Consider the following 16,737-nt stretch of genomic DNA (forward strand, 5'->3'; position numbering starts at 1 on the left):
AAAACGCCGCTCAATCGGGATTAGAACAGAGGCTCGTGCATGCTGAACAGGCGCAACGGTTACGAATACGAAGATCTGCTGGCGTGTGCCCGCGGCGAAATGTTCGGCCCGGGCAATGCCCAGTTGCCGCTGCCGCCGATGCTGATGTTCGACCGCATTACGGAAATTACCGACAATGGCGGGGAGTTCGGCAAGGGCCTAGTGCGCGCCGAACTCGACGTGAAGCCCGACCTCTGGTTCTTCGGCTGCCACTTCAAGAACGATCCGGTGATGCCCGGCTGCCTCGGTCTTGATGCGCTGTGGCAGATGGTCGGCTTTTATCTCGGCTGGAGCGGCGGCGAAGGTCGCGGCCGCGCGCTCGGCCTCAGCGAGCTGAAGTTCGGCGGCCAGGTGCTGACCGACGCGCGCAAGGTTGTGTACAACGTCGATATCAAACGCGTGATGCGCGCAAAGCTCGTGCTCGGTATCGCCGACGGGTGGCTTTCGGTCGATGACCAGATTATTTATCGCGCCAAGGATCTGAAGGTCGGCCTGTTCAAGCAGGGCACGAGCCTGGGCTGAGCGCATCACCAAGAAGGCAACGATTGAGGCGAGGCTGTCATGAGGCGGGTTGTGGTCACCGGGATGGGCATCGTCTCGTCGATCGGAAACAACACCCAGGAAGTGCTTGCGAGCCTTCACGAGGCGAAGTCGGGCATTTCGCGGGCTGAGAAATATGCCGAGCTCGGCTTCCGTTCGCAGGTACAAGGCGAGCCCACACTCGATCCATCGACGGTGGTCGACCGCCGCGCCATGCGTTTCCTCGGTCAGGGCGCGGCGTGGAATCACGTCGCGATGGAGCAGGCGATCCAGGATTCCGGTCTGTCGCCCGACGAAGTCTCCAACGTCCGCACCGGCATCATCATGGGCTCCGGCGGCCCCTCGGCGCGAACCATCGTCGAGTCCGCCGACATCACCCGCACCAAGGGGCCGAAGCGCGTCGGCCCGTTTGCGGTGCCGAAGGCGATGTCCTCCACGGCCTCCGCGACGCTGGCGACCTGGTTCAAGATCAAGGGCGTGAACTACTCGATCTCCTCGGCCTGCGCGACCTCGAACCATTGCGTCGGCAATGCCTACGAGACGATCCAGATCGGCAAGCAGGACGTCATCTTTGCAGGCGGCTGCGAGGAGCTGGACTGGTCGCTATCGGTGCTGTTCGATGCCATGGGTGCGATGTCCTCGAAGTACAATGACACGCCCGCCACGGCCTCGCGTCCCTACGACGTCAATCGCGATGGTTTCGTCATCGCCGGCGGCGCCGGCGTGCTGGTGCTGGAAGAGCTCGAGCATGCCAACGCGCGCGGTGCGCGCATCTATGGCGAGATCGTCGGTTATGGCGCGACCTCGGACGGTCACGACATGGTCGCACCATCAGGCGAAGGCGCCGAGCGCTGCATGCGCATGGCGATGTCGACGGTGAAGACCAAAGTCGACTACATCAATCCGCACGCGACCTCGACGCCTGCCGGCGATCCGCCGGAGATCGAGGCGATCCGAAGGGTGTTCGGCGTCGGCGAGAAGTGCCCGCCGATCTCCGCGACCAAGGCGCTGACCGGCCACTCCCTGGGCGCTACCGGCGTGCAGGAGGCGATCTATTCGCTGCTGATGATGAACAATGGTTTCATCTGCGAGAGCGCGCACATCCAGGAGCTCGATCCCGTGTTCGCGGATATGCCGATCGTGCGCAAGCGCATCGACAACGTCAAGATCGGCACCGTGCTGTCGAACTCCTTCGGCTTCGGCGGCACCAACGCCACTCTGGTGTTCAGCCGGCTGGATGTGTGATTTTAGCGATGCTGTCATGCCCGCGAAGGCGGGCATCCAGTGTGCCGTGGCTTCTCGATCTATCACATACGGCTCTGGAATACTGGATCGCCCGCCTGCGCGGGCGATGACCCCGGAATAGTGGGAGCAAAGAAGCAATGGAAGGTTTGATGAAAGGCAAGCGCGGTCTGATCATGGGCATCGCCAATGATCATTCGATCGCCTGGGGCATGGCGAGGACGCTGCATGCCCAGGGCGCCGAGCTGGCCTTCACCTTTCAGGGCGAGGCCTTGGGCAAGCGCGTCAAGCCGTTGGCGGAGCAGCTCGGCGTCGATCTGGTGCTGCCTTGCGACGTCGAGGACATCACCAGCGTCGATGCGACCTTCGCAGCGCTCCGCGACAAGTGGGGCCAGCTCGACTTCGTGATCCACGCGATCGGCTTCGCCGACAAGAACGAGCTGAAGGGCCGCTACGCCGACACCACCCGCGAGAATTTCTCGCGCACCATGGTGATCTCCTGCTTCTCTTTCACTGAAGTCGCCAAGCGCGCCGCCGAGCTGATGACAGAGGGCGGCAGCATGATCACGCTGACCTTCGGCGCCTCGATGCGGGCGATGCCGAATTACAACGTGATGGGTGTGGCCAAGGCGGCGCTGGAAGCCTCAGTGCGCTATCTCGCCGCGGATTTCGGGCCGCGCGGCATCCGCGTCAACGCGATCTCCGCAGGCCCCATCCGTACGCTCGCCGGCTCCGGCATCGGTGAAGCGCGGGCGATGTTCGCATTCCAGCAGAAACATGCGCCGCTGCGCCGCGGCGTCACGCTCGACGAGCTCGGCGGCTCGGCGCTGTATCTGCTGTCGGATCTGTCGGGCGGCGTGACCGGCGAGATTCACTACGTCGATTCCGGGTACAACATCATCCTGATGCCGAAGCCGGACGACTTGAAGTCGCCGGACTAGCCGGCCGCGATCTTCTCTGCGCGCTGGAACGCCGGCCGGGCCATGCAGCGCGCGAGATAGGTGTCGAAGACCGGACGCGACGGCACCATCTTGAACAGACGCACCGCGAAGTTCAGGCCCGAGCCGATTGTGATGTCAGCAGCGGAAAAATTGTCGCCCAAGATCCACGGTCCCTTCTCGAGCGCCGCTTCCAGCACGTCGAAGACCTGCGTCGCGCTGCCCCAGGCCGCGGTCGAGGTCGGGATCTCGATCTTGGTGAAGATCTGGATGATGGCGGGCTCGATGCAGCTCGGCGAGAAGAACAGCCATTGCAGATAGCGCGCGCGGCGCGGATCGATCACAGCGGGCGCGAGCTTGGTCTCGGGATAGCGATCGCCGATATAGGCGCAGATCGCAGCGGCCTCGCCGAGCGCGGCGTCGCCGTCAGTCAACGCCGGCACTTTGCCCATCGGGTTGATCTTCAAATAATCCGGCGCCTTCTGCGCGCCGGTCGAGATGTCGGTCAGCACGCGCTCGTAGGGCAGACCGCTCTCCTCCATCAACCAGAGCGTCGTGAACGAGCGCGACCGGGGTGACCAATAAAGCTTGATCATGACGCGTCTCCTTTATTCTTCCATCGATAATATTTCATCACGAACCCGTTCGACGGTTCGATCTCTTCCGTCTCGAACACGAAACCTTCGCGCTCATACCAGCGCCAGGCCTTTTCGTTCTCGCGCACGCAACGCAGGTACATCTCGTCAGGCAGTTGCGTGCGTGTGAAGGCGAGCAATCGCCGGCCGAGCGATTGGCCCTGATAAGCGGGCGCGACGAAAAGCATGTCGAGATAGCGCTTCGGCAGATGCAGCGCCAGCATCGCGGCGATCGTGCCGTTGTCGTCGGCGACGAACAGGCTCCAGCCGTCCTCGATCTCGCGTCGGATCCGGACGCGGAGATTTGCCAGCAGGAAATCGCTGACCTCGGCGAGGCCGGTCGAGACCCAGCTCAGCATCCAGACGCGGGCGATCTCGTCATATTCGTCTGCGCGCGCGATGCGGATGATCGGTTGCGACATCCGGCAACTCAGGCTCTGAGGCTGCGCGCCGCCTGACGTGGGCGCGCCTTGCCGGCCGACAGGCACACCACCTCGGAGATTTGCAGCAGCTGTCGCGCCAGCGGGCTGGTCTTGCGCCAGACCATGCCGATGGTGCGGGAGGGCTCGGGGTCGCGGAAGCGCGCCAGCGAGACCGAGGCCGATCGCGTCTCCACCGGCACCGCCATCTCCGGAATCAGGGTGACGCCGATGCCGGCACTGACCATCTGGACCAGCGTCGAGAGCGAATTCGCATCCAGCATCTCGCGCGGCGGCGCCGATTGCATGTTGCAGAAGGACAGCGCCTGTTCGCGGAAGCAGTGCCCCTCTTCGAGCAGCAATAGCCGCATCTCGCGCATCATCTCGCGCGACGGCACCGGGGTGCCCTCGTCCGCGCCCGGCCGCACCAGCAGGAATTTCTCGTCGAACAGCGCGACCTCGGTGAGCGAGGGTTCGGACACCGGCAGCGCGACGATGGCGGTGTCGAGCCGGCCTTCGACCAGCTCCTGGATCAGCCGCGGCGTCATGGTTTCGCGCACGCGGATGTCGAGCTCGGGATGCATGCGCGTGAGATTCTTGGTGATCTTGGGCAGGAGATACGGTGCGATGGTCGGGATCATGCCAATGCGCAGGCGGCCGGCGAAGCGATCCTGTGAAGCCCGGGCGAAATCGCCGAGCTCATCGACCGAGCGCAAAATCTCGCGGACGCGTTGCGCGAGCTCCTCGCCGAACCGGGTCAGCGCCACCTGCCGCGCGCTACGCTCCAGCAGCAGGCCGCCGAGGGTCCCTTCCAACTCCTTGATCTGCATCGACAAGGCTGGCTGCGAGATCGAGCAGGCCTCGGCGGCGCGGCCGAAATGGCCGTGGCGCGCCAGCGCATCGAAATAGCGAAGCTGACGCAGCGTCAGGTTTATCATCAGAAAATCCTATCGCAGCGATCATTAAAGTCAACTTCCCCTGATAGGAGGCGATGCTTAGAGTGGTTCTACCTGGTCAAGGGCGCGAGTTCGCCGCCGCCAGAGGAGGTATTCATGGACGACACTTCGAAATGCCCGTTTTCGGGCGGAAAACCCGCGCGCTCAAACCGCGACTGGTGGCCGACGCAGCTCAACATCGAGGTGCTGCACAAGAATTCCGACCTGTCCGATCCGATGGGCAAAGAATTCGACTATGCCAAGGAGTTCAAGTCGCTCGACCTGAACGCGGTCATCAAGGACCTGACCGCTCTGATGACGGACTCGCAGGAGTGGTGGCCGGCCGACTTCGGTCATTACGGCGGCCTGATGATCCGCATGGCCTGGCACAGCGCGGGCACTTACCGCATCACCGACGGCCGCGGTGGCGCCGGCGCCGGTCAGCAGCGCTTCGCGCCGCTCAACAGCTGGCCCGACAACGCCAACCTCGACAAGGCGCGCCGGCTGCTGTGGCCGATCAAGCAGAAATACGGCCGCAAGCTTTCGTGGGCCGACCTGATGGTGCTCGCGGGCAACGTCGCGCTGGAATCGATGGGCTTCAAGACGTTTGGTTTTGCGGGTGGCCGCGCCGACGTTTGGGAGCCGGAAGAGCTCTATTGGGGTCCCGAAGGGACCTGGCTGGGCGATGAGCGCTACAGCGGTGAGCGTCAGCTCGCCGAGCCGCTGGGCGCAGTGCAGATGGGCCTCATCTACGTCAATCCGGAAGGTCCGAACGGCAAGCCGGATCCGATCGCCGCGGCCAAGGATATCCGTGAGACCTTCTTCCGCATGGCGATGAACGACGAGGAAACCGTCGCGCTGATCGCCGGCGGCCATACTTTCGGCAAGACCCACGGCGCGGGCGATCCGTCGCTGGTCGGTCCGGAGCCGGAAGCGGGCGCGCTGGAAGATCAGGGCCTCGGCTGGAAGAGCAAGCACGGTACGGGCCTCGCGGGCGATTCCATCACCAGTGGTCTCGAGGTGACATGGACGACCACGCCGACAAAGTGGAGCAACAACTTCTTCGAGAACCTGTTCAAGTACGAATGGGAGCTGACGAAGAGCCCCGGCGGCGCGCACCAGTGGACGGCCAAGAATGCCGAGGCGATCATTCCTGATGCCTTCGACAAGTCGAAGAAGCATCGGCCGACGATGCTGACCACGGACCTCTCGCTCCGCTTCGATCCGGCCTATGAGAAGATCTCGCGACGCTTTCTCGAGCATCCCGATCAGTTCGCGGACGCCTTCGCCCGCGCCTGGTTCAAGCTCACGCACCGCGACATGGGTCCGATCCAGCGCTATCTCGGCCCGCTGGTGCCGAAGGAGACGCTGATCTGGCAGGACCCGATTCCGGCCGTGAATCACGAGCTGGTCGGCGAGCAGGACATCGCCTCGCTGAAGACGAAGATCCTCGCCTCGGGTCTGTCCGTATCGGAGCTGGTCTCGACCGCCTGGGCGTCGGCCTCGACGTTCCGCGGCTCGGACAAGCGCGGCGGCGCCAACGGCGCGCGCATCCGTCTCGCCCCGCAGAAGGACTGGGAGGTGAACCAGCCCGCTCAGCTCTCCAAGGTGCTCGGCAAGCTCGAAGCGATTCAGAAGGACTTCAACGCCTCGTCCGGCGCGAAGAAGGTCTCGCTCGCAGACCTGATCGTGCTCGGCGGCACCGCCGCGGTCGAGAAGGCCGCCCAGGATGCCGGCGTCGAGGTCAAGGTCGGCTTCACGCCGGGCCGCATGGATGCCTCGCAGGAGCAGACGGATGCTGCTTCCTTCGCGCCGCTGGAGCCGCGGGCCGATGGTTTCCGCAACTATATCGGCAAGCGGCATCAGTTTATGATGCCCGAGGAGGCGCTCGTCGATCGTGCGCAGCTGCTTCGGCTCACCGGCCCGGAGATGACGGTGCTCGTCGGCGGCCTGCGCGTGCTCGGCGCCAATGCGAACGGTTCGAAGCACGGCGTCTTCACCGCCAAGGTGGGAACGCTAAGCAACGACTTCTTCGTCAACCTGCTCGACATGAGCACGCAGTGGACGCCGGCCGGCGCTGACGGCACCTATGAGGCCCGCGACCGCAAGACCAACGCGGTCAAGTGGACCGGCACGCGCGTCGATCTCATCTTCGGCGCGCACTCGCAGCTCCGCGCCTTCGCCGAGGTCTACGCCACGTCGGATTCCAAGGAGAAGTTCGTCAAGGACTTCGCCAAGGCCTGGACCAAGGTGATGAATCTCGACCGGTTCGATCTCACGGCTTGAGGCTCTGCACCTCTCCCGCTTGCTTGCGGGAGAGGGAGCGCAGCGCTCCCCAGGGGCGAGAAAAAGGGCGGCCTCTCGGCCGCCCTTCGTGTTTTTGTCCGTGTGGCGAGACTTACTCGCCCGCCGCTTCGCGCGGGGCCTTCTCGCCCTCGGCAGCCTTCTCCTTGGCCTCGAGGTCCTCGCCGGTGGTCTGGTCGACCACCTTCATCGACAGGCGGGTCTTGCCGCGGTCGTCGAAGCCGAGCAGCTTGACCTTAACCTTGTCGCCTTCCTTCACCACATCGGAGGTCTTCTGCACGCGGTTGGACGCGAGCTGGCTGATGTGGACGAGGCCGTCCTTGGAGCCGAAGAAGTTCACGAAGGCGCCGAATTCCATCACCTTGACGACGGTGCCGTCATAGATCTGGCCGACTTCCGGCTCGGACGCGATCGACTTGATCCACTTGATCGCGGCCTTCATCGCCTCGCCGTCGCTGGAGGCGACCTTCACGGTGCCGTCGTCCTCGATGTTGACCTTGGCGCCGGTCTTCTCGACGATCTCGCGGATTACCTTGCCGCCGGTGCCGATCACTTCGCGAATCTTGTCGGTCGGGATCTTGAAGGTCTCGATACGCGGCGCGTATTCGCCGAGTTCGGCGCGGGCATTGGTGAGCGCCTTGGCCATTTCGCCGAGGATGTGGATACGCCCATCCTTGGCCTGGCCGAGGGCGACGCGCATGATCTCCTCGGTGATGCCCTCGATCTTGATGTCCATCTGGAGCGAGGTGATGCCCAGCTCGGTGCCGGCCACCTTGAAGTCCATGTCGCCGAGATGGTCCTCGTCACCGAGGATGTCCGAGAGAACCGCAAAGCGCTTGTCTTCGAGGATCAAGCCCATCGCGATGCCCGCGGTCGGCCGCTTCAACGGCACGCCGGCGTCCATCAGCGCCAGCGAGGCGCCGCAGACCGATGCCATCGACGAGGAGCCGTTGGATTCGGTGATCTCCGACACCACGCGGATGGTGTAGGGGAACTCGTGATGCGGCGGCAGCACCGGGTGGATCGCGCGCCAGGCGAGCTTGCCGTGGCCGATCTCGCGGCGCTTGGTGCCGCCGAGGCGGCCGGTCTCGCCGACTGAGTAGGGCGGGAAGTTGTAGTGCAGCAGGAACGTTTCCTTGTACGTCCCCGACAGCGCGTCGATGTACTGCTCGTCCTCACCGGTGCCGAGCGTGGTCACGACCATCGCCTGGGTCTCGCCGCGGGTGAACAGCGCCGAGCCGTGGGCGCGGGGCAGCACGCCGACTTCGGCGACGATGTTGCGCACGGTCTTGGAGTCGCGGCCGTCGATGCGCTTGCCGGTGTCGAGGATGTTCCAGCGGACGATCTTGGCCTCGAGCTCCTTGAACACGCCGGCGATGCGGAGCTTGTCGTATTTCGCCTCCTGCCCTTCCGGGAAGTAGTGGGCCATCACCTTTTCCTTGGCGAGGCCGACGGCGGCATAGCGCTCCTGCTTCACGGGGATCGCGTAGGCGGCGCGCAGCTCCTGCTCGATCAAGCCGAGCATTTCCTTTTCGATCGCCGAATTGTCGATCACGGTGACTTCGCGCGGCTCCTTCGCGGCCTTCTCGGCGAGCTCGATGATCGCGTTGATCACCGGCTGGAAGTGGCGGTGACCGAACATCACCGCGCCGAGCATGATGTCTTCGTTGAGCTCCTTGGCTTCCGATTCCACCATCAGCACGGCGTCGGCGGTGCCGGCGACGACAAGGTCGAGCTGGGTGTCGACCATCTCGTCCAGGGTCGGGTTGAGGACGAATTCGTCATTGGCAAACCCGACGCGGGCTGCGCCGATCGGGCCCTTGAAGGGCGCGCCGGACAGCGTCAGCGCGGCGGAGGCCGCGACCATCGCCACGATATCGGGATCGTTTTCCATGTCGTGCGAGAGCACGGTGACGATCACCTGGGTCTCGTTGCGCCAGCCGTCGACGAACAGCGGGCGGATCGGACGGTCGATCAGGCGGGAGACCAGTGTCTCCTTCTCGGTCGGACGGCCCTCGCGCTTGAAATAGCCGCCGGGAATGCGGCCCGCAGCGTAGGTCTTCTCCTGGTAATCGACGGTGAGCGGCAGGAAGTCGACGCCTTCGCGCGGTGTCTTCGCCGCGACGACGGTGGCAAGCACCACGGTCTCGCCATAGGTGGCGACGACGGCGCCGTCGGCCTGGCGGGCGATCTTGCCGGTTTCAAGCTTGAGAGGGCGTCCGCCCCAGTCGATCTCGACTGAATGCTTATTGAACATAGGAGGTCTTCTTTCATGGGTTCTCGAAAGAAGGGACGCTTCGAAAAACAAAAACCATGCGCAAGATTGCGGGACGCTGATCGGCGTGATGACCAGCGGCCTGCGATCCTGCCATGGTTTTTGAATTTCGGATGGCGTCCATCCTTTCGGGTCATACGGGCGCCTTGCCCGTTGTGCCCAGCCGCCGGATTGCTGCTGGACTGTCAGTCGGTACGAACGCGAACACCGAACCGTGGTCTTCGCCATCATGCCCGGATGCCAACCGTCAACGGCTCGCATCCGACGCGCACGCAGCCTCAATCAAAAACCTTTAAAGAAGCGCTTTCGTTCGAAACCACGCGCGAAAACGCGCGCCAGTGGCGCGCGCAGGAACTCTTTAGCGACGAATGTTGTGCTTCTCGAGCAGCGCCTTGTACCGCGCCTCGTCCTTCTTCTTGAGGTAGTCGAGGAGCGAGCGGCGGGTCGAGACCAGCTTCAAGAGGCCGCGACGCGAATGGTTATCCTTCACGTGGGTCTTGAAATGGTTGGTGAGGTTGTTGATGCGTTCCGACAGGATCGCGACCTGAACCTCAGGCGAGCCGGTGTCACCGGCTTTGGTGGCATTCGTCTTGATGACTTCCGCTTTGCGTTCTGCGGCAATCGACATCGTCAATTTCTCTCGTTGCGACCGGGGCTGGCAGTCAGGCCGGTCAGGTTGAACACACGCTTGGGGATGATTTCGCCATTGCCAACTTCGGCAAGCGCCAAAAGACGGCCTGCCACCGTGACATAGACTGTGCCGCTACAAGTGGGCGCATCCCGTCCGCGCAACAAAACGGCCTGGCCCCGGTGGAGCCTTGCCGCATCAGCCCGAGTGACGGCCAGTGCCGGGATGTCGTCCAGCGCGGTCTCAACGGGCAAAAGCGCGTCGGCGAGGCTGCCCTCGCCGGACGCGGCTCTATGGCACAAAGCCTCCAACTGATCCAGCGGAATCATGTCGTTTTCGCCAAATGGGCCGACCAGGGTCCGCCGCAGCGCGCAGATATGGCCAAAAGTGCCGAGAATCCGACCCATATCGCGGGCCAGCGCCCGCACATACGTGCCCTTGCCGCACTCCGCCTCGAACACGGCCCGGTCGGTATCCAGTTGATCGACAAGGGTTAAATGATGAATCTCGACGGGGCGGGGCGCCAGCTCTACGACCTCGCCGTCGCGCGCGAGGTCATAGGCGCGCTCGCCCTGGACCTTGATCGCGGAATAGCGCGGCGGGATCTGCTCGATCACCCCGGTAAACCGGGGCAACAGGGCCATGATGGCTTCCCGGGTCGGGCGCTGGTCGGAGGTCGCGGTCACCCGCCCTTCGATGTCGTCGGTATCGCGCTCCTCGCCCCAGCACACGGTGAACTGATAGCGTTTGCGGCCGTCCATCACGAAGGGGACGGTCTTGGTGGCTTCGCCGAGTGCGATTGGCAGGCCGCCCGAGGCGAGCGGATCGAGCGTGCCGGCGTGTCCCGCGCGCTTGGCGTTGAACAGGCGCTTCAGCACCGCGACCGCTTGCGTCGAGGTCATGCCGATCGGCTTGTCGAGCACGACCCAGCCGTGGACGTCGCGCCGGTCGCGGCGCGGCTGGTTGCCCTTCTGCTGCTGCTTGGCGCGGGGATCATTGTTGACGCGGCGCGGCTCCTGGTGCGGCTGAGAATTGCTGCCCAGATCCGCAAAATTATTTGTCTGCACGTCGCGTTGATCGGCCTGTTCGCCGCTGATCGTGTCGTGAGCCGGGTCCATCGTCATCGTTCTTCTTCCCGATCCGAATCCGGATCCTGTTCCAGGTCCTTCTGCACCGCAGGTGTTCGCAAAAGCTTCTCGATCCGTTCCGCTTCATCGAATCGCTCATCGACGCGGAAGCGAATGTCAGGTGCAAATTTCAGGTTAACGCGCCGCGCGACTTCGCCACGCAGGAACTTCTTGTTGCGCTCGAGTGCGCTGATGACGATCTCGGTGTCGCGGCCACCGAGCGGCATCACGTAGATCGTTGCGAGCTTCAGGTCGGGCGACATCCGCACCTCCGGCACGGTGATGTTGTGACCTTCGAGATCCGCATCATGCACGTTGCCTTGCGCCAGAATCTCGGCCATCGCATGGCGAACCTGCTCGCCGACGCGCAACTGGCGTTGCGAGCCTCCGCCGGGCGCGGAACTCTTCTTCTGATGATGGCGTGGCATTCTCGAAAATCACCTCGTCATGCCCGTGTTTGGGACACGGGCATTGTCGTTTGTCTTGTTGAAACGAAGAGGGGTGGAGGGCCGGAAAAATCCGGCCATCGCACTCCCGCAATCTCAGTTCAAAAAGATCCGAACGCTTCGGTAAGATTTGGACTTACAGGGAGCGCTGGATCGTCTCCACGCGATAACACTCGATTACGTCACCGGCTCGCATGTCGTGATAGTTCTCGAAGGCCATGCCGCATTCCTGGCCCGACTGGACTTCCTTCACTTCGTCCTTGAAGCGCTTCAGCGTCGAGAGCTTGCCTTCGTGCACGACCACGTTGTCGCGGATCAGGCGCACATTGGCGCCGCGTTCCACGGTGCCGTCGGTGACCCGGCAGCCGGCGACCTTGCCGACCTTGGAGATGTTGAAGATCTCCAGGATCGCGGCATTGCCCAGCATGGTTTCGCGCAAGGTCGGCGCGAGCAGGCCGCTCATCGCCTTCTTCACGTCGTCCACGAGGTCGTAGATGATGTTGTAGTAGCGGATCTCGATGCCGTTGCGCTTGGCCGCCGCGGCCGCTTCCTTGTTGGCTCGAACCGAGAAGCCGATGATCGCGGCGTTGAAGCCTTCCGCGAGCGTCACGTCGGATTCCGAAATGCCGCCGACGCCGGCATGCAGGATGCGGGCTGCGACTTCGTCGGTGCCGAGCTTCTCCAGTGAGCCGAGGATCGCTTCCAGCGAGCCCTGCACGTCGGCCTTGATGATCAGCGGGAATTCCTTGCGGCCCGCGGTCTTCAATTGGGACATCATCTGCTCGAGCGAGCCGCGCATGCCGGAGATCGAGGCAGCCGCGTTCTCGCGCTTCTGATGCGCGCGGTAGCTGGTGATCTGGCGGGCGCGGGCTTCGTTCTCGACCACCGCGAGACGATCGCCGGCTTCCGGCGGACCGTTGAAGCCGAGCACCTCGACCGGCACCGAAGGACCGGCCTCCTGCACCGTCTCGCCCTGATCGGAGATCAGCGCGCGGACGCGGCCCATCTCGGCGCCTGCGACGATGATATCACCGACACGGAGCGTGCCGCGCTGGACCAGCACGGTCGCGACCGGACCACGGCCGCGATCGAGCTTGGCCTCGATCACGGTGCCTTCGGCCGGACGCTCCGAATTGGTCTTGAGGTCGAGGATTTCGGCCTGCAGCGCGATCATCTCGAGCAGCTTGTCGAGATTGGTCTTGTTCTTGGCGGACACCTCGACGTCGACGACTTCGCCGCCGAAGGATTCGACCTGAACCTCGTGCTGGAGCAGCTCGGTGCGGACGCGCTCGGGCTTGGCATCAGGCTTGTCGATCTTGTTGATGGCAACGATGATCGGCACGCCTGCCGCCTTGGCGTGGTTGATGGCTTCGACCGTTTGCGGCATCACGCCGTCATCGGCCGCGACCACCAGCACGACGATGTCGGTGACCTTGGCGCCGCGGGCGCGCATCGCAGTGAACGCAGCGTGGCCGGGCGTGTCGATGAAGGTGATCTTCTTGCCGCTCTCCGGCGACAGCACCTGATAGGCGCCGATATGCTGGGTGATGCCGCCGGCTTCGCCGGAAACCACGTTGGCATGGCGCAGCGCATCGAGCAGCGAGGTCTTGCCGTGGTCGACGTGACCCATCACGGTCACGACAGGCGAACGCGGTTCGGTGTCGGTGGAATCGTCGACCTGGTCGAACAGGCCCTCTTCCACGTCCGAGGCGGCAACGCGCTTGACGGTGTGGCCGAGCTCTTCCGCGATCAGCTGCGCGGTGTCGGCGTCGATCACGTCGGTGATCTTGTGCATCGCGCCCTGCTTCATCAGCATGCGGATGACGTCGACCGCGCGCTCGGACATGCGGTTGGCGAGCTCCTGGATGGTGATCGCTTCCGGAATCGTCACCTCGCGGACGAGCTTTTCCTTGGGCTCGTTCGAGGCGTGGCCCTTGAGGCGCTGGGTGCGGCGGCGGAACGAGGCGATCGAACGCTCGCGCACCTCATCGGCATTGAGCGCGGTGACGACGGTGAGGCGGCCGCGCTCCTTCTGTGGACCGGGCTTGTGGGTGGTCTTGGGGGCGGCCGCAGGACGCGCAACACCGCCGGGACCGCGACGGATCTGGCGCGGACCATCGTCCTCGTCGGGTCCGGCCGCAACCGCGGGAGCGCGCCCCGCCGGGCCGGCCGGCCGCTGAGTGGTCGTTGTCGGGCGCGCAGTGGTGGTCGCCGCAGGTCGCGCCGTACCTGGCGCGGAGCGGGGAGCGCTAGTCGCCGGAGCTGCCGTTGCGGGACGTGCGGCAGAAGGCTGTTCGCCTTCGCCAAAACGCTTCTTGGCCTCGGTCTCGGCCTTCCGCTTGGCTTCGTCCTCGTGGCGATGACGCTCATCCTCGGCCTTGCGACGGGCTTCGGCGGCTTCGCGCTCGGCGCGTTCGGCAGCCTCGCGGGCAGCGCGGCGCTGCGCCTCTTCCTCGGCCTGACGGCGTTCCTCGACCTCGCGCAGCTTGGCATCGGCCAGCGCGCTGGCGCGGGCCGAACGCTCGTCTTCGGTCAGGGTACGCAGCACCACCCCGGAACCGGCGTTGCGCGGTGGGGCGGGCGGCGGGGCAGGGCGCGACGGCGCGGGTGCGGCCGGGGCCGGTTTCGCCGTCACCTCAGGCGTGTGCGGCTCGGGGCCGTCGCCAATGCGGCGCTTGCCGCGCTTCTCGACCACGACCTGCTTGCTCCGGCCGTGGCTGAAGCTCTGGCGCACGGTGCCCGTTTCGACGCGCGGCTTGAGCGATAGCGTCTTGCTCGGAACGCTCAGCTTCTTGTCGCCAGGGGTCTTGGTATCAACCATTCAGCAGTCCTAATCCTGATCTGTTGTCGTTGTGCGTTGCCGCACCGTCATATCGGTTCGTCTTGTCTCTCAGAAATCCTGGCCGTGTTTTTCGGCCGTCTTGTCATCGTCCGCCATCCGGTATCGGACCAGCATCTGGCTACGTGACAGGAATGACCTGCTCGCCGGGCCCGCGAGCAGCGCAGCATGTATCACATTTGACCGGGTCAGTGCCAAATCCAATTCTATCGATTTCAGCGCGGTGACGACGGGAATCTGCGGCTTGGCGCCGCGATTTCCGGCATTTTGACGCGCCAGCATGTCCAATTTGCGGATTCCGTCCGCGGCCCCGTCGCTGGCGTGGATCAGGACCTCGACCGTACCTTCCCGAAGGGCGCTCTCGACCTTGCCGAAGCCGGCCACGACCTGGCCCGCCTTGGCGGCGATCCCAAGGGCTTCCGTCACGCTCCGAACCAGGAGCGCTTCGATGTCGGCGGGAAGCGTCTGAGGGGCGCGCAGCTCGCGCTTGAAGGCCTTGTTAAATTGGTGACGCCGCACGGCTTCCGCAACCACCTGCCGCGAGGCGGTGATCCACATGCCGCGTCCGGGCAGCTTGCGCTTGAGGTCGGGAACTATGTCGCCTTGCGGCGAGACGACGAAGCGGATCAGCTCGTCGATCGGCCGGACCTTGCGGCTGACCGCGCACATGCGCATGGTCGCGGACCTTTCGGTCCGCGGCCCATGGTCGAGTTCGCTGTCAGTGCTGGCGAGCATCCGGGTGACATTCTCCTTCGCCCTTAAGCCGGCTGATCTTCGGTCGCCTCAGCCTCCTCAGCGGGCTTGGCAAGATCGGCCTCGGTGATCCAGCCGGCCTTGACGCGGGCCTGCATGATCATCGCTTCGGCATCGTCGCGGGAGATGTCGATGCCGTCGAGCGCACCAGCGTGCTTGGTTGGCTCGCTGCCTTCCTTGCGCTCGGTCCAGCCGACCAGATCGTCGGTGGCGCAGCCGGCGAGATCGTCGACGGTCTTGATGTCGTTCTCGCCGAACTTCACCAGCATTTTCGAGGTCACGCCGGGCACGTCCTTGAGGGCGTCCTCGACGCCGAGTTCCTTGCGTTTGGCCTCGAGCTCGGCTTCCTGCTGCTCAAGATATTCGCGGGCGCGGTTCTGCAGCTCCTGCGCGGTCTCCTCGTCGAAGCCCTCGATGCTGGCGAGTTCCTTGACGTCCACCATCGCGAGTTCCTCGACCGAGGTGAAGCCTTCGGACGCCAGCAACTGGCCGACAACCTCGTCGACGTTGAGCGATTCCATGAAGACGCGGGTGGAGTTTTCAAAGTCGGCCTGGCGACGCTCCGATTCCTCCTGCTCGGTCAGGATGTCGATGTCCCAGCCGGTGAGCTGCGAAGCCAGACGCACGTTCTGGCCGCGGCGGCCGATCGCCAGCGAGAGCTGGTTGTTGGTGTCGGGCACGACGACCTCGATGCGCTCGCGGTCTTCGTCGATGACGACCTTCGAGACTTCGGCCGGTGCCAGCGCGTTGACCACGAAGGTCGCGATGTCGGGCGACCAGGGAATGATGTCGATCTTCTCGCCCTGCAATTCGTTCACCACCGCCTGCACGCGCGAGCCGCGCATGCCGACGCAGGCGCCGACCGGATCGACCGAGGAATCTCGGGAAATCACGCCGATTTTCGCGCGCGAGCCGGGATCGCGGGCGACCGCCTTGATCTCGACGATGCCATCATAGATCTCCGGCACCTCCTGCGCGAACAGCTTCGCCATGAATTGAGGATGGGTGCGGGAGAGGAAGATCTGCGGGCCTCTCGTCTCGCGGCGGACGTCGAAGATATAGGCGCGGACACGGTCGCCGTTGCGGAAGACTTCGCGCGGCAGCATCTCGTCGCGACGGATGATGGCTTCACCACGGCCGAGATCGACGATCACGCTGCCATATTCGACGCGCTTGACGACGCCGTTGACGATGTCGCCGATGCGGTCTTTGAATTCCTGATATTGCCGGTCGCGCTCGGCCTCGCGCACCTTCTGCACGATCACCTGCTTGGCCGACTGGGCGGCGATGCGGCCATATTCCAGCGGCGGCAGCGTGTCGGCGATAGTGTCGCCGACCTGGGCACCGGGATTGGCGCGCTGTGCATCCACCAGCGAGATCTGGTTTGAAGGGTTTTCGACCTTCTCGACCACAAGCATGTGGCGCGACAGCCGCAGCTCGCCCTTCTTCGGGTCGATCTCGGCGTGAACGTCAGTCTCGCTGCCGTAACGGGCCCGCGCCGCCTTGGCGATGGCGTCCTCCATCGCGGCGATGACGATGCCGCGGTCGATCGATTTCTCGCGCGCAACGGCGTCCGCGATCTGGAGCAATTCAAGTCGATTGGCGCTGACTGCCATG

14 protein-coding genes are annotated in these 16,737 nt (G+C 64.3%); 4 read left to right on the forward strand and 10 right to left on the reverse strand.

All coding sequences use genetic code 11. From position 1 onward, the window contains the following. Positions 1-39 precede the first annotated feature (39 nt). The 3 genes from fabA (at position 40) to fabI (ending at position 2,762) form a co-directional block, all read left to right on the forward strand. Positions 40-561: a bifunctional 3-hydroxydecanoyl-ACP dehydratase/trans-2-decenoyl-ACP isomerase gene (fabA, locus tag IVB01_RS01465; RefSeq protein ID WP_247276493.1), complete on the forward strand. Its 522-nt coding sequence runs from the start codon at positions 40-42 to the stop codon at positions 559-561. A 39-nt stretch (positions 562-600) separates the two neighbouring features. Beyond that, positions 601-1,824 carry a beta-ketoacyl-ACP synthase I gene (fabB, locus tag IVB01_RS01470; RefSeq protein WP_247276492.1) on the forward strand — a complete coding sequence of 408 codons (1,224 nt, stop codon included), beginning with the start codon at positions 601-603 and terminating at the stop codon, positions 1,822-1,824. 137 nt (positions 1,825-1,961) lie between these two features. Further along, complete coding sequence (fabI, locus tag IVB01_RS01475) at positions 1,962-2,762, forward strand: enoyl-ACP reductase FabI (protein ID WP_247276491.1); 801 nt, start codon at positions 1,962-1,964, stop codon at positions 2,760-2,762. Here the strand turns inward: fabI and IVB01_RS01480 are convergent. Genes IVB01_RS01480 through IVB01_RS01490 form a run of 3 tightly spaced genes read right to left on the reverse strand, consistent with a single transcriptional unit; the run spans position 2,759 to position 4,751 of the window. Then, the gene (locus IVB01_RS01480; protein ID WP_247276490.1) at positions 2,759-3,355 is read right to left on the reverse strand and encodes a glutathione S-transferase family protein; all 597 of its coding nucleotides are present in this window, start codon (positions 3,353-3,355) and stop codon (positions 2,759-2,761) included. The genes fabI and IVB01_RS01480 overlap by 4 nt on opposite strands. Continuing rightward, complete coding sequence (locus IVB01_RS01485) at positions 3,352-3,816, reverse strand: GNAT family N-acetyltransferase (protein WP_247276489.1); 465 nt, start codon at positions 3,814-3,816, stop codon at positions 3,352-3,354. The genes IVB01_RS01480 and IVB01_RS01485 overlap by 4 nt, the downstream gene beginning before the upstream one ends. An 8-nt stretch (positions 3,817-3,824) precedes the next feature. Continuing rightward, positions 3,825-4,751 carry a hydrogen peroxide-inducible genes activator gene (locus IVB01_RS01490; RefSeq protein WP_247276488.1) on the reverse strand — a complete coding sequence of 309 codons (927 nt, stop codon included), beginning with the start codon at positions 4,749-4,751 and terminating at the stop codon, positions 3,825-3,827. Between the two features lie 114 nt (positions 4,752-4,865). Between IVB01_RS01490 and katG the strand changes: the two genes are divergently transcribed. Next, a complete protein-coding gene (katG, locus tag IVB01_RS01495) occupies positions 4,866-7,034 on the forward strand; it encodes a catalase/peroxidase HPI (RefSeq protein ID WP_247448988.1) in 2,169 nt (722 codons plus the stop codon). A 112-nt stretch (positions 7,035-7,146) separates the two neighbouring features. On the opposite strand, the gene pnp is transcribed toward katG, so the two are convergent. From pnp to nusA, 7 genes are all read right to left on the reverse strand, one after another. Further along, entirely contained in the window at positions 7,147-9,309 is a 2,163-nt protein-coding gene (gene pnp, locus IVB01_RS01500; protein ID WP_247276486.1) for a polyribonucleotide nucleotidyltransferase, read from the reverse strand. 376 nt (positions 9,310-9,685) lie between these two features. Next, positions 9,686-9,955 (reverse strand): 30S ribosomal protein S15, encoded by a 270-nt coding sequence (gene rpsO / locus IVB01_RS01505; RefSeq protein WP_008540131.1) that lies wholly within the window; start codon positions 9,953-9,955, stop codon positions 9,686-9,688. Positions 9,956-9,957: 2 nt separating this feature from the next. Further along, positions 9,958-11,079 (reverse strand): tRNA pseudouridine(55) synthase TruB, encoded by a 1,122-nt coding sequence (truB, locus tag IVB01_RS01510; protein WP_247276485.1) that lies wholly within the window; start codon positions 11,077-11,079, stop codon positions 9,958-9,960. Beyond that, positions 11,076-11,510, reverse strand: coding sequence for a 30S ribosome-binding factor RbfA (rbfA, locus tag IVB01_RS01515; RefSeq protein WP_247276484.1), 435 nt, complete (start codon positions 11,508-11,510; stop codon positions 11,076-11,078). The genes truB and rbfA overlap by 4 nt, the downstream gene beginning before the upstream one ends. A 154-nt stretch (positions 11,511-11,664) precedes the next feature. Continuing rightward, positions 11,665-14,349, reverse strand: a complete 2,685-nt coding sequence (gene infB / locus IVB01_RS01520) for a translation initiation factor IF-2 (RefSeq protein WP_247276483.1) — start codon at positions 14,347-14,349, stop codon at positions 11,665-11,667. Between the two features lie 69 nt (positions 14,350-14,418). Beyond that, positions 14,419-15,102: an RNA-binding protein gene (locus IVB01_RS01525; RefSeq protein WP_247276482.1), complete on the reverse strand. Its 684-nt coding sequence runs from the start codon at positions 15,100-15,102 to the stop codon at positions 14,419-14,421. 23 nt (positions 15,103-15,125) lie between these two features. Then, positions 15,126-16,736 (reverse strand): transcription termination factor NusA, encoded by a 1,611-nt coding sequence (gene nusA / locus IVB01_RS01530; protein ID WP_247276481.1) that lies wholly within the window; start codon positions 16,734-16,736, stop codon positions 15,126-15,128. Position 16,737: the final 1 nt, after the last annotated feature.

Source organism: Bradyrhizobium sp. 164 (assembly GCF_023073715.1).
In the GTDB taxonomy this organism is placed as follows: domain Bacteria; phylum Pseudomonadota; class Alphaproteobacteria; order Rhizobiales; family Xanthobacteraceae; genus Bradyrhizobium.

What these genes read in the sequence shown, in the direction of transcription:
- pnp (WP_247276486.1), bottom strand. Translation starts at nt 9,309, where the DNA reads ATGTTCAATAAGCATTCAGTCGAGATCGACTGGGGCGGACGCCCTCTC.
- IVB01_RS01480 (WP_247276490.1), bottom strand. Translation starts at nt 3,355, where the DNA reads ATGATCAAGCTTTATTGGTCACCCCGGTCGCGCTCGTTCACGACGCTC.
- fabA (WP_247276493.1), top strand. Translation starts at nt 40, where the DNA reads ATGCTGAACAGGCGCAACGGTTACGAATACGAAGATCTGCTGGCGTGT.
- katG (WP_247448988.1), top strand. Translation starts at nt 4,866, where the DNA reads ATGGACGACACTTCGAAATGCCCGTTTTCGGGCGGAAAACCCGCGCGC.
- truB (WP_247276485.1), bottom strand. Translation starts at nt 11,079, where the DNA reads ATGACGATGGACCCGGCTCACGACACGATCAGCGGCGAACAGGCCGAT.
- fabI (WP_247276491.1), top strand. Translation starts at nt 1,962, where the DNA reads ATGGAAGGTTTGATGAAAGGCAAGCGCGGTCTGATCATGGGCATCGCC.
- IVB01_RS01490 (WP_247276488.1), bottom strand. Translation starts at nt 4,751, where the DNA reads ATGATAAACCTGACGCTGCGTCAGCTTCGCTATTTCGATGCGCTGGCG.
- rbfA (WP_247276484.1), bottom strand. Translation starts at nt 11,510, where the DNA reads ATGCCACGCCATCATCAGAAGAAGAGTTCCGCGCCCGGCGGAGGCTCG.
- IVB01_RS01485 (WP_247276489.1), bottom strand. Translation starts at nt 3,816, where the DNA reads ATGTCGCAACCGATCATCCGCATCGCGCGCGCAGACGAATATGACGAG.
- rpsO (WP_008540131.1), bottom strand. Translation starts at nt 9,955, where the DNA reads ATGTCGATTGCCGCAGAACGCAAAGCGGAAGTCATCAAGACGAATGCC.
- IVB01_RS01525 (WP_247276482.1), bottom strand. Translation starts at nt 15,102, where the DNA reads ATGCTCGCCAGCACTGACAGCGAACTCGACCATGGGCCGCGGACCGAA.
- nusA (WP_247276481.1), bottom strand. Translation starts at nt 16,736, where the DNA reads ATGGCAGTCAGCGCCAATCGACTTGAATTGCTCCAGATCGCGGACGCC.
- infB (WP_247276483.1), bottom strand. Translation starts at nt 14,349, where the DNA reads ATGGTTGATACCAAGACCCCTGGCGACAAGAAGCTGAGCGTTCCGAGC.
- fabB (WP_247276492.1), top strand. Translation starts at nt 601, where the DNA reads ATGAGGCGGGTTGTGGTCACCGGGATGGGCATCGTCTCGTCGATCGGA.